The 23,050-nt window shown below is 63.2% G+C and carries 26 protein-coding genes; 18 read left to right on the top strand and 8 right to left on the bottom strand.

Going from position 1 to position 23,050, the window contains the following annotated elements:
- Together LB519_RS26480 and LB519_RS26475 are read right to left on the bottom strand one after the other, a co-directional pair.
- Window positions 1-1,095 (bottom strand): ABC transporter ATP-binding protein, encoded by a 1,095-nt coding sequence (locus LB519_RS26480; RefSeq protein ID WP_027161444.1) that lies wholly within the window; start codon window positions 1,093-1,095, stop codon window positions 1-3.
- A gap of 141 nt (window positions 1,096-1,236) precedes the next feature.
- Complete coding sequence (locus LB519_RS26475) at window positions 1,237-2,916, bottom strand: amidohydrolase (RefSeq protein ID WP_224621557.1); 1,680 nt, start codon at window positions 2,914-2,916, stop codon at window positions 1,237-1,239.
- Window positions 2,917-3,070: 154 nt separating this feature from the next.
- Here LB519_RS26475 and LB519_RS26470 point away from each other — a divergent pair, with 154 nt between their 5' ends.
- From LB519_RS26470 to LB519_RS26455, 4 genes are all read left to right on the top strand, one after another.
- Window positions 3,071-3,832 (top strand): TetR/AcrR family transcriptional regulator, encoded by a 762-nt coding sequence (locus LB519_RS26470; RefSeq protein WP_224621556.1) that lies wholly within the window; start codon window positions 3,071-3,073, stop codon window positions 3,830-3,832.
- A gap of 26 nt (window positions 3,833-3,858) precedes the next feature.
- Entirely contained in the window at window positions 3,859-4,890 is a 1,032-nt protein-coding gene (locus LB519_RS26465; protein WP_024502679.1) for a histone deacetylase family protein, read from the top strand.
- Between the two features lie 549 nt (window positions 4,891-5,439).
- Window positions 5,440-6,150 carry a helix-turn-helix transcriptional regulator gene (locus LB519_RS26460; protein ID WP_024502680.1) on the top strand — a complete coding sequence of 237 codons (711 nt, stop codon included), beginning with the start codon at window positions 5,440-5,442 and terminating at the stop codon, window positions 6,148-6,150.
- Complete coding sequence (locus LB519_RS26455; protein WP_027161441.1) at window positions 6,147-6,917, top strand: helix-turn-helix transcriptional regulator; 771 nt, start codon at window positions 6,147-6,149, stop codon at window positions 6,915-6,917. Before LB519_RS26460 ends, LB519_RS26455 begins: the two co-directional genes overlap by 4 nt.
- Window positions 6,918-6,933: 16 nt before the next feature.
- Here LB519_RS26455 and LB519_RS26450 read toward each other — a convergent pair whose 3' ends face one another.
- From LB519_RS26450 to motA, 6 genes are read right to left on the bottom strand one after another with little or no spacing between them, the layout of a single operon-like run.
- Complete coding sequence (locus LB519_RS26450; protein WP_013529808.1) at window positions 6,934-7,371, bottom strand: hypothetical protein; 438 nt, start codon at window positions 7,369-7,371, stop codon at window positions 6,934-6,936.
- The gene (flhB, locus tag LB519_RS26445; protein ID WP_013529807.1) at window positions 7,368-8,450 is read right to left on the bottom strand and encodes a flagellar biosynthesis protein FlhB; all 1,083 of its coding nucleotides are present in this window, start codon (window positions 8,448-8,450) and stop codon (window positions 7,368-7,370) included. Before flhB ends, LB519_RS26450 begins: the two co-directional genes overlap by 4 nt.
- Before the next feature lie 9 nt (window positions 8,451-8,459).
- A complete protein-coding gene (locus tag LB519_RS26440; RefSeq protein WP_013529806.1) occupies window positions 8,460-9,470 on the bottom strand; it encodes a flagellar motor switch protein FliG in 1,011 nt (336 codons plus the stop codon).
- A 43-nt stretch (window positions 9,471-9,513) separates the two neighbouring features.
- Window positions 9,514-9,900, bottom strand: a complete 387-nt coding sequence (fliN, locus tag LB519_RS26435) for a flagellar motor switch protein FliN (protein WP_023809994.1) — start codon at window positions 9,898-9,900, stop codon at window positions 9,514-9,516.
- 16 nt (window positions 9,901-9,916) lie between these two features.
- Window positions 9,917-10,864, bottom strand: coding sequence for a FliM/FliN family flagellar motor switch protein (locus LB519_RS26430; RefSeq protein WP_224621555.1), 948 nt, complete (start codon window positions 10,862-10,864; stop codon window positions 9,917-9,919).
- A 32-nt stretch (window positions 10,865-10,896) separates the two neighbouring features.
- Window positions 10,897-11,772, bottom strand: coding sequence for a flagellar motor stator protein MotA (motA, locus tag LB519_RS26425; RefSeq protein ID WP_013529803.1), 876 nt, complete (start codon window positions 11,770-11,772; stop codon window positions 10,897-10,899).
- A 147-nt stretch (window positions 11,773-11,919) separates the two neighbouring features.
- Here motA and LB519_RS26420 point away from each other — a divergent pair, with 147 nt between their 5' ends.
- From LB519_RS26420 to fliP, 14 genes are all read left to right on the top strand, one after another.
- The gene (locus LB519_RS26420; RefSeq protein ID WP_024502684.1) at window positions 11,920-13,731 is read left to right on the top strand and encodes a DUF1217 domain-containing protein; all 1,812 of its coding nucleotides are present in this window, start codon (window positions 11,920-11,922) and stop codon (window positions 13,729-13,731) included.
- A gap of 7 nt (window positions 13,732-13,738) precedes the next feature.
- The gene (gene flgF / locus LB519_RS26415; RefSeq protein ID WP_013529801.1) at window positions 13,739-14,461 is read left to right on the top strand and encodes a flagellar basal-body rod protein FlgF; all 723 of its coding nucleotides are present in this window, start codon (window positions 13,739-13,741) and stop codon (window positions 14,459-14,461) included.
- 3 nt (window positions 14,462-14,464) lie between these two features.
- A complete protein-coding gene (fliI, locus tag LB519_RS26410; RefSeq protein WP_013529800.1) occupies window positions 14,465-15,868 on the top strand; it encodes a flagellar protein export ATPase FliI in 1,404 nt (467 codons plus the stop codon).
- Entirely contained in the window at window positions 15,855-16,694 is an 840-nt protein-coding gene (locus LB519_RS26405; protein ID WP_064995643.1) for a hypothetical protein, read from the top strand. The genes fliI and LB519_RS26405 overlap by 14 nt, the downstream gene beginning before the upstream one ends.
- An 80-nt stretch (window positions 16,695-16,774) precedes the next feature.
- Window positions 16,775-17,155, top strand: a complete 381-nt coding sequence (flgB, locus tag LB519_RS26400) for a flagellar basal body rod protein FlgB (protein ID WP_013529798.1) — start codon at window positions 16,775-16,777, stop codon at window positions 17,153-17,155.
- Window positions 17,156-17,157: 2 nt separating this feature from the next.
- Entirely contained in the window at window positions 17,158-17,574 is a 417-nt protein-coding gene (gene flgC / locus LB519_RS26395; RefSeq protein ID WP_013529797.1) for a flagellar basal body rod protein FlgC, read from the top strand.
- Window positions 17,574-17,900, top strand: a complete 327-nt coding sequence (locus tag LB519_RS26390; RefSeq protein WP_013529796.1) for a flagellar hook-basal body complex protein FliE — start codon at window positions 17,574-17,576, stop codon at window positions 17,898-17,900. Before flgC ends, LB519_RS26390 begins: the two co-directional genes overlap by 1 nt.
- Before the next feature lie 11 nt (window positions 17,901-17,911).
- Window positions 17,912-18,700, top strand: a complete 789-nt coding sequence (gene flgG / locus LB519_RS26385; protein WP_013529795.1) for a flagellar basal-body rod protein FlgG — start codon at window positions 17,912-17,914, stop codon at window positions 18,698-18,700.
- Between the two features lie 3 nt (window positions 18,701-18,703).
- Entirely contained in the window at window positions 18,704-19,231 is a 528-nt protein-coding gene (gene flgA, locus LB519_RS26380; RefSeq protein WP_063168917.1) for a flagellar basal body P-ring formation chaperone FlgA, read from the top strand.
- Entirely contained in the window at window positions 19,228-20,469 is a 1,242-nt protein-coding gene (locus LB519_RS26375) for a flagellar basal body P-ring protein FlgI (protein WP_013529793.1), read from the top strand. Before flgA ends, LB519_RS26375 begins: the two co-directional genes overlap by 4 nt.
- A 9-nt stretch (window positions 20,470-20,478) precedes the next feature.
- On the top strand, window positions 20,479-21,060 hold the full coding sequence (locus LB519_RS26370) for a MotE family protein (RefSeq protein WP_027161434.1): 582 nt from the start codon (window positions 20,479-20,481) through the stop codon (window positions 21,058-21,060).
- Window positions 21,057-21,764, top strand: coding sequence for a flagellar basal body L-ring protein FlgH (gene flgH / locus LB519_RS26365; RefSeq protein ID WP_027161433.1), 708 nt, complete (start codon window positions 21,057-21,059; stop codon window positions 21,762-21,764). The genes LB519_RS26370 and flgH overlap by 4 nt, the downstream gene beginning before the upstream one ends.
- A 17-nt stretch (window positions 21,765-21,781) precedes the next feature.
- A complete protein-coding gene (locus tag LB519_RS26360; protein ID WP_013529790.1) occupies window positions 21,782-22,276 on the top strand; it encodes a flagellar basal body-associated FliL family protein in 495 nt (164 codons plus the stop codon).
- Window positions 22,273-23,004, top strand: a complete 732-nt coding sequence (fliP, locus tag LB519_RS26355) for a flagellar type III secretion system pore protein FliP (protein WP_013529789.1) — start codon at window positions 22,273-22,275, stop codon at window positions 23,002-23,004. The genes LB519_RS26360 and fliP overlap by 4 nt, the downstream gene beginning before the upstream one ends.
- Window positions 23,005-23,050: the final 46 nt, after the last annotated feature.

The raw sequence follows: 23,050 nt of genomic DNA, 5'->3' as shown, positions 1-23,050 counted from the left end.
TCAGTCCTTCAGGACCTGGGCGGCATCGCTGCCGATGAGGATCCCGACCGCGTCGCCCTTCTCGAAACCGCAGCCCGCGCTGCGCGTGTTCTGCTGGCGTACGGTGAAGAGTTCGCCACTGTCGAGATGAACGTGGATGTGGGTGTCGGTGCCGAAATAGACGATATTGTCGACCCTCCCCGACAGTTCGCCCTTGGCCTTGGTCAGCTTGGCGTGTTCAGGCCGAACCACGACCGTGGCATTGGGCTTGGGCTGGAAACCCTGGGCCACGGTCGCCTCGATGGTCGCACCGGACTTGAGCGTGGCGCGCGCCTTGCCGTTGGCCATCTCGCTGATGGCGGCCGTCAGGAAGTTGGTTTCACCGATAAAGTCGGCGACGAAGCGTTCGGCCGGCTTGTCGTAGATATCCCAGGGCGAACCGACCTGGAGGATCTTGCCCGATGACATGACCGCGATGCGGTCGGACATGGTCAGCGCTTCTTCCTGGTCGTGGGTGACGAAGATGAAGGTGATGCCGGTCTCGTGCTGCAGCCGCTTCAACTCGATCTGCATCTCCTTGCGCAGCTTGTAGTCGAGCGCCGACAGTGGCTCGTCGAGCAAAAGCACCTTCGGCTGCGGTGCCAAGGCGCGGGCCAAGGCCACGCGCTGCTGCTGGCCGCCGGAGATCTGGCTGGTGCGACGACCGGCGAGTGCCTCCATCTTGACCAGCTTCAGCATCTCGGCGACGCGCGCCTTGATCTCGGCCCTCGGCTTACCCAGCATTTCCAGGCCAAAGCCGATATTGTCGGCGACCGTCATGTGCGGGAACAGCGCATAGGATTGGAAAACGGTGTTGACCGGCCGTTTGAAGGGTGGCAGCGGCGCGATGTCCTGGCCGTAGAGCAGGATTTCACCGGCGGTTGGAAAATCGAAGCCGGCGATCAGCCTGAGCAACGTCGTCTTGCCGCAGCCGGATGGCCCCAGCAACGTGAAGAATTCGTTCTCGCGGATAGATACCGAGACCGTGTCGAGGGCAGCCACCTGCCCCTCACCTGATCCGAAAATTTTGCTGACGTTTACTACTTCAATCGCATTCCGATCCGGTTTGTCCGGCACGATTACGCCTCACTGTTGACCCCGCTCTTGCTGGCGGAGCTCTTCCCCTGTTCGATGTGACCACATGGCCGGTGGGTTGGCAAGCCCGGCATTGGGTCACAGTTCAGTCAGTCATTGAGGCCTGCAAGCCCCATGCCATAGTCAGGCCTGATAGGTGATTTTGCCGCCGCAAATCGTCGTCACCGGCCGCACCTTGTGCAGATCGGCCGGGGCGGTGTTCTCGATATCCATCGACAAAACCACCAGATCGGCCATGTAGCCCGATCTCAGCGTGCCCTTGCGGTGCTCGGCGAATTCGGCGTAGGCGCCCTCGATCGTGTAACCGGCAATCGCTTCATGCAGTGAAAAACTCTGGTCCGGGTCGCTTTCTGCCCACGGTTTGCGCAACACTGCCGCCTGAATGCCCAGGATCGGATCGATCGGCGACACCGGCCAATCGGATGCGAAGACGACATGCGCGCCGGCATCCTTCAAGGTCCGCCAGGCATAGCTCAGCGGCCAGCGTGCCGGCCCGATGCGCGACACCGTCGGCTCCAGCGGAAAATCCATGGCGCCGGGCGGATGCGGCGGTTGCATGGAAGCAATGACGCCGAGTTCTGCGAAACGCGGCACATCCGATGTGGTGGTGACCTCGATGTGCTCGACCCGGTGACGGCTGTCGCGCTTGCCGTTCGCCTTCTGCGCCGCCTCATAACCGTCCAGCACCGCGCGCACCGCGCCGTCGCCGATCGAGTGCACGGCGATCTGCAGCCCGCGCCTGTCGGCCGCGACGGCCAGATCGATGAATTGTTGCGGCGTGAACAGCGGCTCGCCCACCCAGTCGGGCCGGTCGGCGTATGGCTCGACCATGACAGCTGTCCAGGAATCGAGCACCCCGTCGTAGAATACCTTGACCATGCCCGACGACAGCCATTCGCTGTTGTAGCTTTCGGCCATACCAGATGCCTTGTCGAGCATGTCGAGCGTCATGAAATTCTTGTAGTGGAACGGGATCTTGACGCGGCAGGGCAAGCCTTCCTCGGCTTCGATCTCGGCCAGCAGCTCAAGCTGGTAGAGGTTGCCGTCCATGTTCTGGATCGAGGTGATGCCGTGGCGGGCGCACCAGGCGAGCCCGCGCCGCATGATGTCGCGATCGGCGTCCCGCTCGGCCGCCGTCGGCATCGGGTCCGGCTCGCCGCCGGTCGACAGCCCCAGCCGCACCCGGCTTTCGCCGGCAAGGTCGAGCACCGGGCCAAAGGCCTCGCCTTCGCGCAATTCGCCGGCGGCCAGTCCATCGTCACCCATGACAATCTCATTGCCAGGGCCGAGCGTGCGCCCCTGCAGGATGCCGGCCATTTCCAACGCCTTGGTGTTGGCCCACATGGTGTGATGGTCGGGCGCCGCCATGCAGAACGGACGATCGGGCAAAATGGCGTCGAGGTGATGGCGCGTCACGCGCTCGCTGCCGAGCACGGTGTAGTCGACGCCTTGGCCGACCAGCATCTTCGCGTCGGGCCGGGTAGGCGCATAGTCGCGGATCGCCTTCTGCAGCGCCTCGAAGCCATGGATACCGGTGAGTTGAAGGTGGGCAAGTTCAGCCCCGCCCGAAAACAGATGCATGTGGGCTTCGATAAAACCCGGCAGGACGGAGCCGCCCTTGGCGTCGATTACCTTGGTGGCCGGTCCCTTGAACTCTTCGATGGAGGCGCGGCTGCCGATGGCGATGATTGCGCCGTCCTTGACGGCGACGGCCTCGGCGGTGGGATTGTCGTCGTCGATGGTCAGTACACGACCATTGATGACGATCAGATCCGCATTGTGACCTGCACCTGTGACAGACATCGCGACTCCGCGCTTTTGACGACTGACTGAGACCGACAACCTCTTGGCCAACGACCTGCCACTCCACCGGAGCGGCGCCATGGGACGAAAAGGAATGCCAGCGCGCTGTCTTGGAAATTCCCCTTGTCATCCCAAGAGGCAGCGTGGATAAAGAATGCGACTGATTATTCGCGTTTGTCAACATACCGAATCTGGAATGTATCGTGGACAGCAAGCTCCCACCATGTTGAGACCGGGCGGGGAACGAGGACATCGGACGGTGAAGCGCAGTCTCGACCGCAAAACCAGGATAGCGCTCGAACCGCGCAAACAGCCGCGGCAACAACGCTCCAGCAAGGTGGTCGACCGGATTCTCGACGCAGCGCTGGTCTTGACGCGGGAGCAAGGAACCAAGACGCCGACGACGCTCGCCATTGCGCAGCGCGCAGGCTTGTCGGTTGGTTCGATCTACCAATACTTTCCCAACAAGGAAGCCATTCTTCTGGACCTCGCCCGGCGCTGGCTGTCATCCTTTCCCGAGGTGATCGCCAAGCGTATCAAGGTCGCCCCGCCCACCAACCGTGAAGAGTTTCGGCAGGAAGTGCGCAAGCTCTTCATCGACACGTCCAGACTCTACCTCGAAAACGCCAGCCTGATGCCGGTGATCGAGGCCATTTCAGGCAACGCCGACCTCAGGCCGATCCAGAACGAATATGACGAGCAGATCATCGCGCTCTACGCCGCATGGCTGCAGCATGTGAACCCGGCGCTTGAAGACAATGTCGCCAGCCGGCTCGGCGTGCTGATGATGGACGTCGGGCACGCCTGCCGGCTTGTCGGGCTGAAAAGAGACCGCAAGACATACGACCTCATCGAGGACGATGTGGAAAGAATGTGGCTCGCTCTGGTGAGCCCTTATCTCAATCTTGAATCTTGACTGATTTCGCACTTCGAGAGGAATTTATGAAGACTGTTTTCTCCCCCCTTCACGCCGGCCATGCCGGTCAAATGGAACTGGTCACATCAGCCATCGTGCCGGGTTTCGAGAAGCCATCGAGGGCCGAATTCATCAAGGCGCGGGTCGAAAGCGAGAAACTGGGTCCCATCATCGCGCCGCACGAACATGACCTCGCCGCCGCCAAGCGCATCCACAAATCAGACTATATCGACTTTCTCCCGACGGTCTGGCCGCAATGGCTGGAAGCAGGTCTCACAGGCACGGCGATGCCCTTCACCTGGCCGACGCGCGGCCTGCGCGGCGACGTGCCGCCAAAGCGCGTCGACGCGCTGCTCGGCTATTATTCCTTCGATGCCGGCGCCACTTTCGTCGAAGGCACGTGGGCCGCGATCAAGTCTTCCTACGACGTAGCGCTGACCGCCGCCGGCCTGCTCAAGGATGGCGAGGCTTCCGCCTTCGCGCTCTGCCGTCCACCCGGCCACCATGCCGGGGCTGGCTTCATGGGCGGCTATTGCTACATCAACAACGCCGCTGTCGCCGCGCAATGGTTCCGCGACCACGGCGCCAAACGCATCTCGATCCTCGATGTCGACTACCATCACGGCAACGGTACGCAGGAGATCTTCTACGACCGTGCCGACGTCCAGGTGCTCAATCTGCATGGCGATCCGATGGTCGAGTACCCGTTCTTCCTCGGCCATGCCGACGAACGCGGCGCGGGTGCCGGCGAAGGCTTCAACATCAATTATCCGATGCCCTTCGGCACCGACTGGGATGCATGGAACGCCTCGCTCGAGGATGCCTGCGGCAGGCTCGCCGCTTATGCACCGGATGTCGTCATCGTCTCGCTGGGTGTCGATACGTTCGAGAAGGACCCGATCAGCCAGTTCAAGCTGAAGACGTCTGATTATCCCAAGATCGGCCGCCGCATCGCCAGGCTCGGCCTGCCGACGCTGTTCGTCATGGAAGGCGGCTATGCCGTCGAGGAGATCGGCATCAACGCGGTCGGCGTGCTGACCGGGTTCGAGGATCGGTAAATGCCTGTCGTCCAGGAGCATCTGGCGGTTTTGGGACAACGACAGGCATAAGCAAAGGACCACCGGGACCGGGCGGCAACATCGCCCGGCTCCGACTATCGGGCCAAGGCACCCCCTTCGGCACAGCAACCGGCGCGCCCGTCTGTCCAATGCTCCCGAGCCTGGCGAAATCGACCAGCCGCCGAGGTGGCCGGCGAAGACTTTCGCGTCCCGGTCTTCTGTCCAGGGCGCGAAAACCGACTTGTGAGTCGCACATGAGTCCACCGGATTCGATTTTGTCAAATCGCGTTTGATGTCAGATTCAACTGCGGGTAGATTAGACCCGAATCAGCCGGTCCTGGGGGGCGCGGCGACCACCCAAAGTCTTTTGTTCCGGAGCTTTTCCGGCACCAGACGCGGACGGCTTCGCGTTCCCTGAATGGATTCGGGTTTGGTTCGGTGCAGCCCTGCGCCACGCGTGTGTCTTCGTCAAAGTAATGCGTATTCGGGTTCGGCGGCTGGCTTCCAGTATCCGGACAGCAGAAACGATTCCGGCCAAAAGCAACAAGAATGAGCAGTCCCGCCGCACGTCTTCAATCCGACACATTGGGCTCGCGCCTGACGTCGCGCGGCGATCTCACCAGCTTTTTCATGCAACTGACCGCCGAGATCGGCGCCGACAGCTACATGTTGGTCGCCATCGTCCACGACCAGGACCGCAACGATGCGCGCATCGTCTCCTCCAACTGGATTTTCGATGCCATCGAGCTGATCGGCAAGCGATTGATCGCCGGGCTTGCGCAAGGCGCGCTCACCGTCGCGCCAGGCATCCGCCCACAGCCGCTGGTGGCATCTCAAGCACCAGAGGCAGACGGATTGGTCACCGGCGAGGAAGCCCGCCTTCTCGACGTGCTCGGCCATGCCGAAATCTATTCGCTGCGCCTCAATGTCGGCCGCCAGCGCCTGTTTGCCCTGTTCTCTGCGGCGACCGCCGGCAGCATCGACCAGCCGGCGCTGATGCGCGCGCAGCTGAAATGCTGCTACGCGCTCTCGCACATCCCGCAACTGATTGCCGCCGCCGCCATGCAGGACCCGTTGTCGGATCGCGAGCGCGAATGCCTGTTCTGGGTTTCCGAAGGCAAGACCACCGACGAGGTCGCCGTCATCCTTGGCGTCTCCTCCAACACCGTCAACAGCTACATCACCCACGCCATCCAGAAATTCGCGGCCAGCAACCGCGCGATGGCCATCGCCACGGCGATCAGGAGCGGCATCATTTGAAACACGCCGATATCAAGGAAACGGCCGAAGCCCTTTTCAACGAGCAGCGCAACCCGTTCGGGGCCTTCACCCTTGGCTCCGAAACCCATCACGCGGTCACCATTCCCGATGCCGTGCGCCGCTGCCGCTGGATCGCCGTTGACATGAATGCCTCGGCTTTCGGCCTCTTCTTCGTAAGCCCCTCGCCCGAGCGGGCGCGGCTCGTGCCATGCTTCGATTCCGATTATCCCGGCATTGCCGTGGCGACCAAGTTCATCTCAGGCGCCAACGGCGAGGAGATCGTGCGCCACACCCGCATCTCGACCGAACCGCGCTGGTGGACGGATGACGGCGTCCCTGCCACGGCGGAGCTGTTTGGCGATTTCGCCTGGACCGAGCGGATGGCGGCGCTGGTGCCCGGAACCAGCGGCATCGCTTTTCCCGTGCACGCCGACCGCGGCCAATGCGGTCTTGTCGTGTTCCTGGGCTCGGAGATGACCTTGCAGCAGGATGCGCTCTACGAAATACACGCCCGCTGCTTTTCGCTGTTCGCCGCCGTCGCCCGCATCCGTCCGGGCGATGCCGGCCGCATGCGTGCAATCTCCAAGCGCGAACTCGAATGCCTGAAGCTGACCGCCAACGGCAACACCAGCGAGGAGATCGCGCGACTCCTGAAACTGTCGGTGCACACCGCCAACCAGTATCTGACCCAATCGACCCAGAAGCTCAACGCCGTCAATCGCAACCAGGCCGTTGCCAAGGCGCTGCGGCTGGGCTTGATCGAATAGAGGAATTCGAAAGCGATCAGCGATAGGCCAGCGGCTCGACCTTGCGGATACGCGCCTCTTCGATCACCGCTTCGAGCAGCGCCGTGTTGCGCTCCGGGTCTTCGCCCGGCTTCTCGAACGATACGTAGTTGACCGCCACCGACGCGCCGAGCTCGCTCAGCGTCAGCTGGAAATAGACGGTGACGCCGGGCGGCCTCAGTTCCAGATCGAGCACGATGCGCGGGCTGCCGCTCCAGTCGACATGCGCCTCACCACCATGGCCGAGCCGCAGAGTGCCCGGCATGAAGAACAACTCAACCGCTGAATCGACCAGGTCCGACAGGCACGCGAAATGCTCCAGCCGGATAAAGGCGATGTAGTCGGCGACATCGATCAGCCTCAGTTCCCTCACCACCTGCTCGATGGCGCTGGCGACGATGATCTCGCGGGATTTTGCGTGCGGTTGCCGGTTCATGAAATCTGTCTGCGCTCAGCCTTTTTCGAGTAGACGATCCGCACCAGTTCGGCGACGGCCTGGTAGAATTGTGACGGGATCACATTATCGACCGAAACTTGCTTGTACATGGAGCGGGCGAGCGCCACGTCCTCGAAGACCGGGATGTTGTGTTCCCGCGCGATCTCGCGGATCTTGAGCGCCACCAGATCCTGGCCCTTGGCCAGCACCATGGGCGCCGAGTCCTCGTCGCGCACATATTTCAGCGCGATCGAGAAGTGCGTCGGGTTGGCGATGATCAGCGTTGCGCGCGGCACCGCCGTCATCATCCGTTTGCGCGCCCGGTCGCGCGCCAGCGAGCGCAGCCGCGACTTGACGATCGGGTCGCCCTCGGACTGTTTGAACTCGTCCTTGACCTCCTGCTTGCTCATGCGCAGATCCTGCTTCCAGTGGAAACGCGACCAGACGATGTCGACTGCCGCGATCAGCCCCATGACGAAGACGATGGCCACCAGGATGTCGACGGCGATGCCGCGGATGACGAGACCGAAGGCGATCGGATTGGTGATCATCCCGGCGAGCAGCTTGCGGTGGTCTTCCGACAGGGTGAAGCTCAGCACGACGATGGCAAACCCGACCTTGCCGAGTGACTTCAGGAACTCGACCCAACCCTGGATGCCGAACAGCCTGTTCCAACCCTTGGCGATCGAAATGCGCGAGAGTTGCGGCCGGACCCGCTCGCCTACGAATTGCGGCATGTTCTGGAACACCGAGGCGCCGACGCCGGCGACGGTCAGCAGCACCATCAAGCTCAGGACGGCGCGGCCGACCTCGAGCAGGACGATCTTGTAAAGCGCGATGACGTCGGTCTCCGTGTCCATCGGCCAGGCTTCCGGCTTCTCCAGGAACATCGACAGGAACATGCCGAGATCGATGATCGCATCCTTGGCGTAGAAGACGGTGAACACCAGTATGGCAACGAACGAGGCAAAGAGCGCTGTCTCCCGCGAATGGGGCAGCTTGCCCTGTTCGATGGTGTCGCGGATCTTCTTTTCCGTCGCCTCTTCGGTTTTCGAATCCTTGTCGACCGCGTCAGCCATGGCGCGGTCCTAGGCGGCGTCTTGGGTCGAGGGGAGTTCGAAGGCGCCTTCGCGCGACAGCCGGATCGTCGTCGTCACGATCGTCTTGCGGGCCGCCATGATGTCGGCGAGGGGGATCCCGTCCGAGCCCTGCCCGAGTTCGGCTTCGATCATGCGCCGCGAGCGGGCGCCGATGGCCGACAGCACCGATTCCGCGAGTGCGGCCGACGTGCCACGCAAGGCCAGCGTGACCAGCTCCGTCGATAGCCCGTCGAACAGCAGCACCCGCGCTTTCTGGGTGAGCAGCGGCAGATCGTCGAAAGCAAACAGCCGGGCTCGCACGCCGTCGAGATCAGGCGTGCCGGCGGCTTCCAGATCCTGCATCACCTCCTCGAGCAGCGGCTTGTCGAGTTCGTTGAGAACGCTGGCAACACGCGCCTGCCCGGCCGAGGTGTCTTTGGTCGAGGTTTCGGCCAGCACACTGGTGCGCAACCGGTTTTCGACGATCCTGGCGGCAGCGTCGGGAACATTGGCCATCGTCACCATGCGCTTGATGATTTCTCCACGCATCGGCTTGGTCAGTGTCAGCAGCACGCTCGCCGCCACCTGCGGCGCCAGCTTCGACAACACCATGGCCGCTGTCTGCGGATGCTCACCGGCCAGGAAGGCGCCAAGCCGCGCCGGCTCGAGCTTTTCGAGCTCGGGCCAGATCGGCGGCGGGCCTTCCGGTGCGACCTCGAATTTCCTGTCGCCCATGATCGCGCTCATCTCTTCGGGCGACAGCGATTCGTTGAGGATGGTGTCCATCCTGTCGGCGGAATCGAGCAATCCCGCCCCTTCCGTGAACTCGGCCTCGAACTCGGCGACGATGCGCTCAAGATCGCTTTGCGGAATCGTCCGCAGCAGCCGGGCGCCCTCGATCAGGGCCTTCAGTTCTTCCTGCTTGAAGAATTTCAGCAGGCGGCTGGCCGACGGCTTGCCCATCGCCACAAGTATGGCGGCCGCCTTCTGCGCGCGGGTCAAGGTCACCGGCGTCGTCATGCCACTCGCCTCCGCTGCCACCGGCAAGCCCCGCAAACCATGTCTAGGCGCCCTTCGTGCCGGCGATGATTTCGGTCAGCCTGATGCCGAAGCGCGACGGATCGCTTTCCAGAACGGTGATCTCGCCGCGCGCGATCTTTCGGCCGTTGACCACGACGTCGACAGGTTCGCCGATGCGGCGATTGAGCGCCACGGTCGACCCTTTTTGCAGCGCCATCAGATCGGAGACCGGCATCTCGGTGCTGCCGAGGATGATCTGGACATCGACGGGGATGTTCATGATCACGCTCGAATTGGCCGATGAGGCCGCCCTGAACGCCGCATCGGGGCGTTGCTCCTCTTCATGCAGGACCCCGCGCAACTCTTCGATGGCACGGTCGAGTTGCTCGTCCGGCTGGTCGAGGTCGGCTTCCGCCTTGGTTTTGGCCATGATCGTCTCCAAATGCTCAGGCGCGTCCGGCGGCAGCCGGCATCAGCCCGTCGATAAAGTCCTGCCCGGCGTCGTAAGGATGCCTGATCCGGACGGTGTAATTCTGTCCCAGTTTGCCGAACTCGCATACGTACAGCGTCTTGCCCCGTGCGCTGAGACGCGCCTGGGACTGGGCCGTTTCCTCGAATTCGATGACGTCGCCGATTTCGAAACCGGCGAGGTCGCCGAGCGTCAGCCGCGCCAGCGGCATCGTGGCCTCGAGCGCCACGGTGGAGCGCATCACCTCTTCCGAGAAGCGGGCGCGCCAGCTGGGGCCGTGATCGTCGTCGCTGACAGGCACGGCTCCGTCGCGGCTGGCCAGCACGACGCGCTGCGGCATCGTCACCGTCACGGTGCCACTGTCGGCCGGCGTCGAGATGCCAAGCACGATGCGGATTGCCGCGCCATCGCGCAGCACGTACCGCTTCGCCTCGGTGCCCGACATTGCCCGCGGCGCGGGCAGGCGCAGGTCGAGCGAACGCTTTCCCGATCCGTTGAGGGCCTGTGCGACCTGCTGGAACACCATGGTCGAAACATCGATTTCGATTTGCGACAGATCGCGTTCGATCGGCGATGCCGGCAGATCCGGGTCGCCGCCGAACAGCGTGCAGACCATGATGGCGATCGCCGGAGCATCGATCACCAGGGTCATCGCATCGGAGGACGCCGACGAGCCGATCACGGTCATCGCAAACGTGTCGCCGGCACGCGAACGCGCCTCGGGAACGCGGCTGACCTCGATCGCTTTGAGATCGACGACGACCGGAACGCCAAACTCGCTGGTCAGGCTTTTCTGCAGCAGCGGCACGGCGCGTTCGGCCATGGCGCGGCCTGCGTCGATGACCTGCGCGGCCTCGCCGCTGTCGCCGACCAGACGCTCGATGATCAGCGAGCGCGCTTCCGCTGGACTGCCCAGGCTGGTCATGACAGTGCCGGGACCGATCTGTCGCGCATCGTTCAGGCGGCCTTCTTTTCGACGGTGCCGGTATTCATCGTGCTCTGCTCGACCGCGTCGATCGTCGGCCGTTCATAGGACGAGATGGTCTTGCGGCCGAACTCGATCGCCACCTGCGGCAGCGCGCCGTTCATGTAGGCCAACAGCGTCTGCTTGACGATGATATAGAGGCGGTTCTTCTTCTCGCGCACTGTCTTGATCTTGGTGGCGACCGGTCCGACCACCGAATAGGACAGGAAGATGCCGAGGAACGTTCCGACAAGTGCGGCACCAATCAAACCGCCGAGAATTTCCGGCGACTGGTCGAGCGCGCCCATCGCCTTGACCACGCCGAGCACGGCGGCGACGATGCCGAGCGCCGGTAGGCCATCGCCCACCGCCACCATCGCGTGATAGGCCTTCATCTTGTCGGACCTGATGGTCTGGATTTCTTCATCCATCAGCGCCTCGATCTCGTGCGAGCGGGCATTGCCGATGATGATGATGCGGCAGTAGTCGCAGATGAAATGCGTCAGGTCGTGGTTATGCAGCACGGTTGGGAACGCCTGGAAAATCGCCGACTCTTCCGGATTGTCGATATGCGCCTCGACCTCGCTGCGGGATTTCGAGCGCAGCTCGCGCATCAGCGAGTGCAGCACGCCGAGCGTTTCGAGATAGTCCTGTTCCTTCGGCACCGCCTGCTTGAAAGCTTCGAGAATGCCCTTGCCGGTATCCTTGACCGTCTTCATCGGATTGGCGACGAGGAAGGTGCCAAAAGCCGCACCACAGATGATCACCGCCTCCCAGGGCTGGATCAGCACGTGAAGATGGCCGCCCATGGCCATGAAGCCGCCAAGGACGCAACCGAGCGTTACCACCAGTCCAATCAGAATGCCCACGACAGGTCCTTCCGCATTTCACATCAGGAGCTAGGGATAGCCCCCGTGCCTTGTGTGAGGCTTGAATCGAAGGCGTCGGAGACGATTCAGTTTCGCGCAAGGAAGTAGGGGTATTGTCCGGACATAGCTTCGGCCGGAGGCACCTTTTTGCTTAATACCTTTACCAGCTACCAGCTCATCACCAGGGACATTTCAAAGTCGATCGACAGGATCGAGCAGCAGCCCGTGGTTGATCGCGACACCAAATATTATCTGGACAACATCACCAAGGTGAAATCGATCGACGATTTCGTCAAGAATGACCGTTTGTTCAAATATGCCATGAAGGCCTACGGGCTCGAGGACATGGCTTACGCCAAGGCCTTCATGGTCAAGGCACTCAAGGAAGGCGTCTCCGATCCCAACAGCTTCGCCAACAAGCTGACCGACAAGCGTTACGCCGAATTCGTCAGGGCCTTCAATTTCGCCGCCAACGGCACCAGTACGACTGTCTACAACAAGGCGCAGCAACTGGTGACCAGCAACTATGCGCTGCAAGTCCAGATCGGCGCCTCGCAGAAGGGGCTCCCTTACTACCAGAGCGAAACCGCCTACTACGTCACCAACATCGCCAAGGTTAAATCGGTCGACGACCTGATGGGCGACAGCCGCCTGCTGACATATGCGATGGCCGCTTTCGGACTCGACGCCGCAACCGAACCTGCCGCAACCGTCAAGGCGATGCTCGAAGGTGGCGTCAGCGATCCCGACAGTCCCGCCAACAAACTGCCCGACAAGAGCTACGCCAAATTCGTCGCAGCCTTCGACTTCGCCCAGTATGGCGATCAGACGACCATGCGCGACGATGTCCAGCAGGCGGTGCCGAAAGGATACATGGCCGGAGCCGGACTGACATTGGTCGAGCCAAGCGCGCAATATATCAAGGGCGAGGCCGATTATTACGCGGCAAACATTTCCAAGGTGACGTCGATCGACAACCTCATGGCGGACAAGCGCCTGCTCACCTTCGCCATGGCTTCCTACGGACTTGATGCGTCAACCGAAACGCCGCAGCAGATCCGCACAATGCTCGAGGGCGGCGTCAGCGACCCCGACAGCCCAGCAAACAAGCTGACGGATAAACGGTACGCCAACTTCGTCACGGCCTTCAACTTTGCCCAATATGGCGATCAGACGACGTCGCGCGACGAAGTGCAGAAAGACACGCCGAAAATCTATACGACGGAGTCGGCGCTTGGCCTGATCGCGCCGAATGCGGACTACATCAAGTCGGAGACCGCGTATTACCTTGCCAACGTCACGAACGTGAAATCCATCGACGACCTGATGGCCAACAGCCGATTGTACAACTACGTGCTCTCGGCCTACGGACTGGACCCGGCGACGGAAAGCAAGGACCTCATCCGCAACGTTCTTGCCGGTGGCATTCGCGACGCCGACAGCGTCGCCAACAAGATGACCAACAAGGCCTATGCCGGGCTGGCCGCCGCCTTCAACTTCGAACAATACGGCGAAGCGGCCACCACCATCAATCCGGCGCAGCAGCCGACCGTCGACAAATACATGCGCCAGACCCTCGAAGAGGATGCCGGCCAGACCAACCAGGGCGTGCGGCTGGCGCTTTATTTCGATCGCAAGGCCCCAACCATCACCAGTTGGTATGACGTGCTGGCCGACACTGCGCTTGCCAGTGTCGTGCGCACCGTGCTCGGCCTGCCCGATTCCTTCGCCACCGCCGATGTCGACAAGCAGGCGCAGCTGTTCGAGCAGAAACTCGACATCTCGGATTTCTCCGACCCCGAGAAACTCGGCAAGTTCCTGACGCGCTTCACCAGTATGTACGAGATCAACAACCCGACTTCATCGGCCGTCACCTCGGTCAGCGTGCTGTTTGCCCAGCCACTCACCGTCGGCATCTCCACCGACCTGATGATGGCCATGCAGAAACTGAGGTTCTGAGACCATCATGCGGGACAGCCTGTACGTCGCTCTTTCATCGCAGATCGCGCTCGAGCGGCGCCTCGACACCATCGCCGACAACGTCGCCAACGCCTCCACGATCGGCTTTCGCGCCACCGGCGTGAAGTTCGAGGACGTCGTCTCTGGCACCGGGCAGAAATCGGTGTCATTCGCCTCCCCGGGCAAGACCTACCTTTCCGGCGCCCACGGTGCCTTGAGCGAGACCGGAAATCCCTTCGATTTCGCCATCCAGGGCGATGCCTGGTTCGCCATAGAGACGCCGGTCGGCACCGTCATGACCCGCGACGGCCGTTTTTCAATGAACGAGAACGGCGAACTGATGTCGATCGAAGGCCACCCGGTGCTCGATGCCGGCGGCTCGCCGATCCAGCTTGACCCCCGCAACGGTCCGCCCAAGGCCGGGGCCGATGGTTCGTTGCGCCAGAACGATCAGCTTGTCGGATCGATCGGCCTCTACAATTTCGATCCAGGCGCGAACTTCGTCCGCTATGGCAATTCCGGCATTGTTCCGGCACGCACCCCGGAGCCTGTCACCGATCGCTCCGATATCGGCGTTGCCCAAGGTTTTCTCGAAGAGTCCAATGTCAATCCGGTGCTGGAGATCACCAGGCTGATCATGGTCCAGCGCGCCTTCGAGAACACCGCCGCCCTGATGCGCCAGACCGACTCGTCCACCGACGAGGCGATCAAGACGCTCGGCTCGAAATAGTCCATGTCGCTCGACCAGCCATCCCTGCGGGCACTCGAAAGACAACTCCAGCCGGCACCGGAAGACCGGCTTGCCGCCCTGGAACGGGTCTGGCGGCGTTTCGCCGACGCCGAGGCACTGCTCAAGCGCGGCGGCCGCGTCATCGAAGTCACGCCCACGCACTACAAGGTGCACGGCCTTTCCAGCTTCGCCAGGCTGGGTGACATCGTCGAGCAGCCCGGCCATGCCGGTGCGCGCCGCGGCGAGATCGTCAAGATCGGCCGCGACGAGGCCGTCGTGGCACCCTTCGAACGCAGCGCCGATTCCGGCATCGGTGATGCCGTGTTCCGCCGCGGTCCGCTTGTGGTGGCACCGCATGCCTCATGGCGCGGCCGCACCATCGACGCACTCACCAGGGCGATCGATGGCGGCCCGCCGCTCGCCCGGGGAGACGACACATCGCGCGGCGCCCAGACGACGCCGGGCGCCATGGCGCGGCAACGCGTCGGCACTGCCTTCATGACCGGCGTCAAGGTCATCGATATCTTCACGCCGCTCTGCTTCGGCCAGCGCCTCGGCATCTTTGCCGGCTCCGGCGTCGGCAAGTCGACGCTGCTCGCCATGCTCGCCGGAGCCGACGCATTCGATACCGTCGTGGTGGCGCTCATCGGCGAACGCGGCCGGGAAGTCCGTGAATTCCTCGAGGACACGATCGGCGACAGCATGGCCAAGACCATCGCCGTCGTCGCCACCAGCGACGAAAGCGCCATGATGCGCCGGCGTGCGCCGGACACCGCCATGCGCGTCGCCGAGCATTTTCGCGACCAGGGGCATCGCGTTTTGCTGGTGCTGGATTCGATCACCCGCTTCGCTCATGCCTTGCGTGAGGTGGCGACGGGAACCGGCGAGCCGCCGGTCGCCCGCGGTTATCCGGCCTCGGTGTTCACCGAATTGCCCAAGCTGCTCGAACGCGCCGGGCCGGGTACGGAAGGCAAGGGATCGATCACCGCCATCATTTCCGTACTGGTCGACGGCGACGATCACAACGACCCGGTCGCCGATTCCGTGCGCGGCATCCTCGACGGCCATGTCGTGCTCGACCGCACGATCGCCGAACAGGGTCGCTATCCCCCCGTCAATCCGCTGTCGTCCATATCGCGGTTGGCCGGAAAGGCCTGGAGCGTCGAACAGCGCGCGCTGGTGACAAGGCTGAAGTCGATGATCTCGCGCTTCGAGGACACACGCGATATCCGCTTGCTCGGGGCCTATCAGGGCGGCGTCGATGCCGAACTCGACATCGCCGTGCGCCAGGTGCCGCTGATCTATGAAGCGCTGACGCAAGGGCCGAAGGATCGCCCCTCAGCCGACCCGTTCTCCGATCTCGCCCGCCACCTCAAGAGCAAGCTGAACGCCGATGCCGGAGACTGAACGCGAATACACCGAGCGCATCCTGCGCGACATGATCGCCGAGGCCAATGCCGCGCAGCAGGCAGAGGCTGACACGGCGAGAACTGCCAAGGCAAAGGCCGCCCGTGCCATCGCGGCCAAAGCCGAGGCCGTTCTGGCCAGAGCCGTCAAGCCAATCCTGCCACGGGCTGGCAAAGCCGATCCTGATCTGGCCAGGCCCGTCGAACCCGCTTTGTCCCGGGCTCCCCAGGCGGTGGCTGCCGAGATGACGCAGGCCAGCCGGGAATCGCTGATCGACGGCCTGTTCCCGCGCACCGAATGGCCGCAGCCGCCAAAGGCGCCGTTTCCCCGACTGGAGAGGAAGTCCGACCGACGCAGCGATTTCGTCATTGCCGCGCTCGGCATCGCGCTCGGCCTGATCTGCGCCCTGTTCCCCTGGTATATCTTCTTCAACCAGGACCAGTTTGGCGTCCAGGCGATGAAGTTCGGCGGCACAGGCTCTAATTCCGGGCGAGCGGGCGGCGGCGTGGTCGCCGAACGCAGCGCGCCGCTGACGGCAAAGGACGTTCCCGCGGCCAATCTCGATCTTCTTGCCACGGGGACGGTGCGGGATGATGCCGATCCCGCAGCCGCATCCGACGAGCAACCGTTTCCGGCCGACGCGGCGAAATTCCGCATGGTTCATGTCGCCAACGGCCGCGCCATGATCCAGGACGACGCTGGCCTCTGGATGGTCCAGCGCGGCTCGATACTGCCGGATTCCAGCAAGGTATCCTCCATCGAGCAGCGCAACGGCAAATGGGTCATGGTCACCAGTGCCGACCAGGTGATCGAACTGTCCCGATAAACGATCTCCGGCTTCCGGCCATCCGCAAGGCCCGCGCAAGACTGGCGGCCTAGTCTCTGGGTACCTGCTCGGAGATTCCCATGGAGCCCGTTTCCCTTTTCGACCTCGCCGCCAAGCAAGCGCAATGGCTGGCCGTGCGCCAGTCGGCCGTGGCCGGCAACATCGCCAATGCCAACACGCCAGGCTATACGGCAAACGACGTCGAGCCATTCGAAAAAGTGCTCGACCGCGCCGCCGTATCGCTGCAGGCCACCCAGGCCGGCCATCTCGGCAATGCAGCGACCAATGCCGGCTTCACCATCAAGCCGCAGGAAGATGACGGCGTTGTCATGCCGTCCAAGAACTCGGTCGTGCTGGAAGACCAGTTGCTGAAGGCCGGCGAGGTGCGCCGGTCCTTCGAGCTCAACACGGCGATCGTCAAGGCGTTCCATTCGATGATGATGATGGCGGTGAAGAGCTGACCATGGACGCACTGACCGCAGCCCTCAAAGTCGCAGCATCCGGCCTCGGCGCCCAGTCGGAACGCCTGCGCGTGGTTTCCGAGAACCTCGCCAACGCCCAGTCGACGGGCACCGCGCCCGGCTCCGACCCTTATCGCCGCAAGACCATCAGCTTCGTCTCCGAGCTCGACCGGGCCTCCGGCAGTTCAACGGTTGCAGTGAACTCGATCGATCGAGATCCCAGTGACTTTCCAGTCGAGTTCCAGCCCGGCAACGAGGCCGCCGACGAGAAGGGCTACGTCAAGATGCCCAACGTCAACGTGCTGATCGAAATGGCTGACATGACCGAGGCCAATCGCTCCTACGAGGCCAACCTTCAGGTGGTCAAGCAGGCCCGCGATCTGATTTCCATGACCATCGACCTGATGAGGAACCAGTAATGATCAGCGGTATCGGAGCCCTTCAGTTCAAGCCGTCGATCGGCGGCGACGACGCGGCGACAAGCCTGCTCCAGGGCGGCGCGACACCGTCAGCCGGTGGCAATGTCGGCACCTCCTTTGCCGAAGCGCTGAGCCAGGCAGCCTCCAAGACCGTCGACACGATGCAGAACGCCGAGCAGGTATCGATGCAGGCGCTCAAGGGCGATGCCGACACCCGCCAGGTGGTCGACGCCGTGATGAGCGCGCAGCAGGCGCTTCAGACCGCAGTCGCGATACGCGACAAGGTGGTCTCCGCCTATCTCGAAGTCAGTCGAATGGGCATCTGAGGAATTCCGCCATGAAAGCACTCGCCATCGCCGCCACCGGCATGAATGCTCAGCAGACAAATCTGGAAGTCATCGCCAACAACATCGCCAACATCAACACCACCGGCTACAAGCGCGCCCGTGCCGAATTCTCCGACCTGCTCTATCAGGTCGACCGCACGCAAGGCGTGCCCAACCGCTCCAACGCCTCGCTGGTGCCGGAGGGCGTCTCGATCGGCCTCGGCGTCAAGACGACGGCGGTGCGCAACGTGCACACCCAGGGCGAACTGACCAGCACCGGCAACAGTTTCGACCTGGCGCTGACCGGCAGGGGCTGGTTCCAGATCGAGGGTGCCGACGGCGGCACGCTCTACAGCCGCGCCGGCGCTCTCAACACCAACGCCACCGGCCAGTTGGTGACGGTCGACGGCGCTGCGGTCATTCCGGCAATCAATGTTCCCGTTGATGCCGTCGAGGTCATCGTCAACAAGACCGGCCAGGTCTTCGCCCGCATCGACGGCCAGACCGACCTGCAGAACCTCGGTCAGCTTCAGATCGCCAATTTCGCCAACGAGGCCGGCCTGGCGCCGCTCGGCGACAATCTGTTCCAGGAAACCACGGCTTCGGGGCCGGCGAACGTCGGCGTGCCTGGCGATCCCGGTTTTGCCACCATCCAGCAGGGCTATCTCGAAGCCTCCAACGTCGACCCGGTCAAGGAAATCACCGAGCTGATCTCGGCGCAGCGCGCCTATGAGATGAACTCCAAGGTCATCCAGGCCGCCGACGACATGGCCTCCGTGGTCTCCAAGAACATCAGGTAACGCATGATGTCGACGCCCGGCCTCCTGTCTGCATTCCGCCGCACCGCGCTCGTCCTTGCGCTGGTGACCGGCACGATGCCGGCTTTTGCCCAGGAATCGGCCAACCAGTCGGCCACCCGGATCGCCAGCAATCAAGCTGGCGGCGAGGTGGTGCTTATTCCGAGCCGGGTTATCTATCCCGGCGAGACCATCAACCTGGCTGCCCTGAAACAGGTCACCCTTATCGTCGGCAAGCACAAGCCGGAGGCGGTCGCCACACGGGCCGAGGAACTGGATGGCAAGGTCGCCAAGCGCACCCTGCTGCCCGGCCGCTACATTCCCTCCGCCGCCATCCGCGAGGCCTGGCTGGTCGAACAGGGTGCCTCCGTGCAGATCTTCTTCATCGCCGGCGGCCTGACGATCTCGGCGACCGCCGTAACGCTGCAACCAGGAGCCGCGGGCGACCTCGTCAAGGTTCGCAACATCGACAGCGGCAAAATCCTGTCCGGCACGGTGATGGCGGATGGAACCATCCAGGTCAGCGCTTCATGATGCGCGGGCTTACCTTGATCCTGGCAGCCGTGCTTGGCCTGCAGCCGGCGCTGGCCGACGGCCTGACGCCGAAGGCCAAGCGCGAGCTCGCCGCCAAGAATGGCGGCGTCTACAACGATCCCGAATATGATCCGGCCACCACAAGCCGCATGTTCCGGGTTTCGACCGGGCCGAGTTCGCTGCCGCCGGGCCAGGTCGCCTCGCGTATCAAGGACATCGCCCAGCTGCAGAGTTCGCGCGACAATCAGCTCGTCGGCTACGGCCTGGTCATCGGCCTTGCCGGATCGGGCGACAGCCTGCGCAACTCGCCATTCACCGAACAGTCGATCCGCGCGATGCTCGAAAACCTCGGCATCGCCACCGAAGGCGGCAGCGCGCGCGCCAAGAATGTCGCCGCCGTCATCGTCACCGCCAACATGCCGCCCTACGTGCAGTCGGGCGCCCGCATCGACATCGACGTCTCCTCGATGGGCGACGCGACCTCGCTTTCCGGCGGCACGCTGATCATGACGCCGCTGAAGGCGGCGGACGGCGAAATCTATGCCGTCGGCCAGGGCTCGGTCATCGTGTCCGGCTTTACCGCGCAAGGACAGGCCGAGCAGCTGACGCAAGGCGTGCCGACCGCCGGCCGCGTGCCCAACGGCGCCATCGTCGAGCGTGCTGTCCAAGCCGAATTCGACGATCAGGCGATCCTGACGCTGCAGCTGCGCAATCCCGATTTCTCGACCGCTATCCGCATCGCGGATGCCATCAACGACTACACCGGCCAGCGCTTCGGCATGCGGGTGGCGGCCGAGCGCGATTCGCGCACCGTCCAGATCAGAAGGCCGAAGGGTGTCTCGGCGGCGCGCTTCTATGCCGAAATCGAGAATTTGGTGGTCGAATCCGACACGCCGGCCCGTGTCGTGATCGACGAGCGCACCGGCACCATCGTCATCGGCAATGACGTCAAGATCTCACGGGTCGCCATCAGCCACGGCACGCTCACCGTGCGCATCACCGAAGCGCCGCGCGTCGTGCAGCCCGAACCCTTCTCCAAGGGCGAGACCGCGATCGAACCGTTCACCGCCATCGACGCCAGCCGGCCCGACGCCCGCGTTGCCGTGCTTGACGGACCCGATCTCCAGACCCTCGTTTCCGGCCTCAACCGCCTCGGCGTCAAGCCGGACGGCATCATCGCCATTCTGCAGGGCATCAAGTCGGCCGGGGCCCTGCAGGCCGACCTGGTTCTGCAATAGGCGATGCCGATGAAGCGCTCCTTCCCACGCCACGACAGACACCGCAAAGCCGCGATCCTGCTTGCGACCGCTTTTCTCGCGGCTCTGCCCTTTGCCGGCGGCACCGCGCGCGGCGAGGAGACGGTCCGCCAGGTCCTGCCGGGAGCACAGGTGGCGGCGGCGCCGCAGCAACTGACACGGGAAAAGGCGCCGGACCAAAGCGAGATCGAGCGCTTCTGCTCAAACATCGCCGATGCCGCCCGCGACCGCCGCTATGTCCTGCAGGCGCAGGAACTGAAGCAGCTCCAGGCTGGCATTGACGAGCGCATGAAAGCTCTTGATGCAAAGAAAGCTGAATACGAGACCTGGCTGAAGCGGCGCGAGGTTTTCCTGGCCCGGGCCGAGGACGGCGTCGTCCAGATCTACGCCGGTATGAAACCCGACGCCGCCGCCGAGCGGCTGGCCATCGTCAACGCCGACCTGGCTGCGGCTATATTGATGAAGCTCGATTCACGCAAGGCGAGCGTCATCCTCAACGAAATGGACCAGAAGGCGGCGGCGACGCTCACCGGCATTATGGCCAGCGCAGCCCGAAGGGTAGATCCGTCATGATCCGGAAGATGCTTGTCCTGTGCGCGGTTGCCATGCTGTCCGGTTGCGGAACCAACCTCAAGGAGGTCGGCAGAGAGCCGGCCCTGTCCCCGGTCGGCTCCGGCATCGATGGCGGCAGCACCGGCTCGCTCTATCGATATCCGCAAACGCCGCCAGTGCCGGTCAAGAAATTCTCGTTGTGGGACGACCGCCAGAGCCGGCTGTTCACCGACCCGCGGGCGCTGTCCCAGGGCGACATCCTGACGGTCAAGATCAAGATCAACGATCGCGCCAACTTCAAGAACCAGAACGACAGGAGCCGCACCGCCAATCGCAAGCTCGGTTATGACCTCAGCGCGCAGTGGGACAAGTGGAGCACCGCCGGCAAGGGCGCCGGGGCTCTCAGCTCCACCACCGACACGACGGCTGACGGCGAGATCAAGCGCTCGGAAACGCTTGAACTCAATGTCGCGGCGATCGTCACCGATGTGCTGCCCAACGGCAATCTGATGATCACCGGATCGCAGGAAGTGCGCGTCAATGCCGAGCTCAGGGTGCTGACGCTCGCCGGCATCGTGCGGCCGGCCGATATCGGCGCCGAAAACACCATCCCCTACGAACGCATCGCCGAGGCCCGCATCTCCTACGGCGGACGCGGTCGCATCACCGAGGTCCAGCAACCTGCCTACGGCCAGCAGATCCTCGACCAGGTTCTTCCGTTCTAGGATCGGGGCAGGGCGCCGTGGCAAATATTGAACAGGTTCAGCCGCGCAAGGGTCCCTCCCCTGTCATTCAGGCCGGCATGCTGCTGCTTGTGACGGCGGCCGCCATTGGCGTGGGCTGGATGTCCGGCGGTTATCTCAAGGGCGTCGGCGCACCGGCGTCGGTACCGGTCGCGCCTGAGAACGAAGGTAAGATCATGCAGCCCGCCGCAGCCGAGCAACCAGGCCTGGGCCCGATGCTTGTCGTGCTGGCGCCGATCACCACCAACATCGCCTCGCCTGCCGGCACCTGGATCAGGATGGAGGTGTCCGTCGTCTATGACGCGCCGCAGCCACAGGCAATGTCGGATGACATCCACCAAGATCTCCTGGCCCTGGTGCGCACCTTGAAGATGCATCAGATCGAGGGAGCCAGCGGCTACCAGCACCTGAAGGCCGACCTCGAAGAACGCGCCGCGATCCGCAGCCAGGGTCACGCCAAACAGGTACTCATCAGGACATTGCTGCTCGAATGAGAAAGTTCCTTCTCGCCACCGCCATGATCGCCGCCGCCACCTCCATCGCGGCGGCTCAGCAGCTCGATCTCGGCGGCATCGGCAAGGCTGACGGCACCACCGTCGGCTACATCATCCAGATGTTCGGCCTGCTGACTGTTCTGTCGGTCGCGCCGGGCCTGCTGATCATGGTGACCAGCTTCACTCGCTTCGTCATCGCCTTCTCGATCCTGCGCGCCGGCATCGGCCTGCAGTCGACACCGGCAAACCTCATCCTGATTTCGCTGTCGCTGTTCATGACCTTCTATGTCATGGCGCCGACCTTCGATCAGGCCTGGAACACCGGCGTCAAGCCGCTGATGGACAACCAGATCACCCAGACCGAAGCCTTCGACAAGATTTCCGATCCGTTCCGCACCTTCATGCTGCACAATGTGCGTGACAAGGATTTCGACCTCTTCGCCGATCTCGCCCGCGAGCGCGGCCAGACCGTTTCGCGCGACACCGTCGACCTGCGCATCCTGGTGCCCGCCTTCATGATCTCGGAGATCCGGCGCGGCTTCGAAATCGGTTTCCTGATCGTGCTGCCGTTCCTGGTCATCGACCTGATCGTCGCCACCATCACGATGGCGATGGGCATGATGATGCTGCCGCCCACGGTGGTGTCGCTGCCGTTCAAGATCCTGTTCTTCGTCCTGATCGACGGCTGGAACCTGCTTGTCGGCAGCCTGGTGCGCTCCTTCAACTGACTCTGCCGCGCCGGCTCGAAATTCCAGCAATATATTTTCGATTAAC

It is taken from the genome of Mesorhizobium sp. AD1-1, assembly GCF_020164655.1.
GTDB lineage: Bacteria > Pseudomonadota > Alphaproteobacteria > Rhizobiales > Rhizobiaceae > Mesorhizobium > Mesorhizobium ciceri.
The sequence above is the reverse complement of the archived record's forward strand: the minus strand, read 5'-3'. Positions and strand labels throughout refer to the sequence as shown.

Coding starts and splice junctions, on each gene's coding strand:
- LB519_RS26405 (WP_064995643.1), top strand. CDS start 15,855: ATGCCGGAGACTGAACGCGAATACACCGAGCGCATCCTGCGCGACATG.
- LB519_RS26450 (WP_013529808.1), bottom strand. CDS start 7,371: ATGAACCGGCAACCGCACGCAAAATCCCGCGAGATCATCGTCGCCAGC.
- LB519_RS26375 (WP_013529793.1), top strand. CDS start 19,228: ATGATGCGCGGGCTTACCTTGATCCTGGCAGCCGTGCTTGGCCTGCAG.
- flgG (WP_013529795.1), top strand. CDS start 17,912: ATGAAAGCACTCGCCATCGCCGCCACCGGCATGAATGCTCAGCAGACA.
- flgB (WP_013529798.1), top strand. CDS start 16,775: ATGGAGCCCGTTTCCCTTTTCGACCTCGCCGCCAAGCAAGCGCAATGG.
- LB519_RS26440 (WP_013529806.1), bottom strand. CDS start 9,470: ATGACGACGCCGGTGACCTTGACCCGCGCGCAGAAGGCGGCCGCCATA.
- flhB (WP_013529807.1), bottom strand. CDS start 8,450: ATGGCTGACGCGGTCGACAAGGATTCGAAAACCGAAGAGGCGACGGAA.
- flgH (WP_027161433.1), top strand. CDS start 21,057: ATGATCCGGAAGATGCTTGTCCTGTGCGCGGTTGCCATGCTGTCCGGT.
- fliI (WP_013529800.1), top strand. CDS start 14,465: ATGTCGCTCGACCAGCCATCCCTGCGGGCACTCGAAAGACAACTCCAG.
- fliN (WP_023809994.1), bottom strand. CDS start 9,900: ATGGCCAAAACCAAGGCGGAAGCCGACCTCGACCAGCCGGACGAGCAA.
- fliP (WP_013529789.1), top strand. CDS start 22,273: ATGAGAAAGTTCCTTCTCGCCACCGCCATGATCGCCGCCGCCACCTCC.
- LB519_RS26430 (WP_224621555.1), bottom strand. CDS start 10,864: ATGACCAGCCTGGGCAGTCCAGCGGAAGCGCGCTCGCTGATCATCGAG.
- LB519_RS26465 (WP_024502679.1), top strand. CDS start 3,859: ATGAAGACTGTTTTCTCCCCCCTTCACGCCGGCCATGCCGGTCAAATG.
- LB519_RS26470 (WP_224621556.1), top strand. CDS start 3,071: ATGCGACTGATTATTCGCGTTTGTCAACATACCGAATCTGGAATGTAT.
- flgC (WP_013529797.1), top strand. CDS start 17,158: ATGGACGCACTGACCGCAGCCCTCAAAGTCGCAGCATCCGGCCTCGGC.
- LB519_RS26390 (WP_013529796.1), top strand. CDS start 17,574: ATGATCAGCGGTATCGGAGCCCTTCAGTTCAAGCCGTCGATCGGCGGC.
- flgA (WP_063168917.1), top strand. CDS start 18,704: ATGATGTCGACGCCCGGCCTCCTGTCTGCATTCCGCCGCACCGCGCTC.
- LB519_RS26460 (WP_024502680.1), top strand. CDS start 5,440: ATGAGCAGTCCCGCCGCACGTCTTCAATCCGACACATTGGGCTCGCGC.
- flgF (WP_013529801.1), top strand. CDS start 13,739: ATGCGGGACAGCCTGTACGTCGCTCTTTCATCGCAGATCGCGCTCGAG.
- LB519_RS26475 (WP_224621557.1), bottom strand. CDS start 2,916: ATGTCTGTCACAGGTGCAGGTCACAATGCGGATCTGATCGTCATCAAT.
- LB519_RS26370 (WP_027161434.1), top strand. CDS start 20,479: ATGAAGCGCTCCTTCCCACGCCACGACAGACACCGCAAAGCCGCGATC.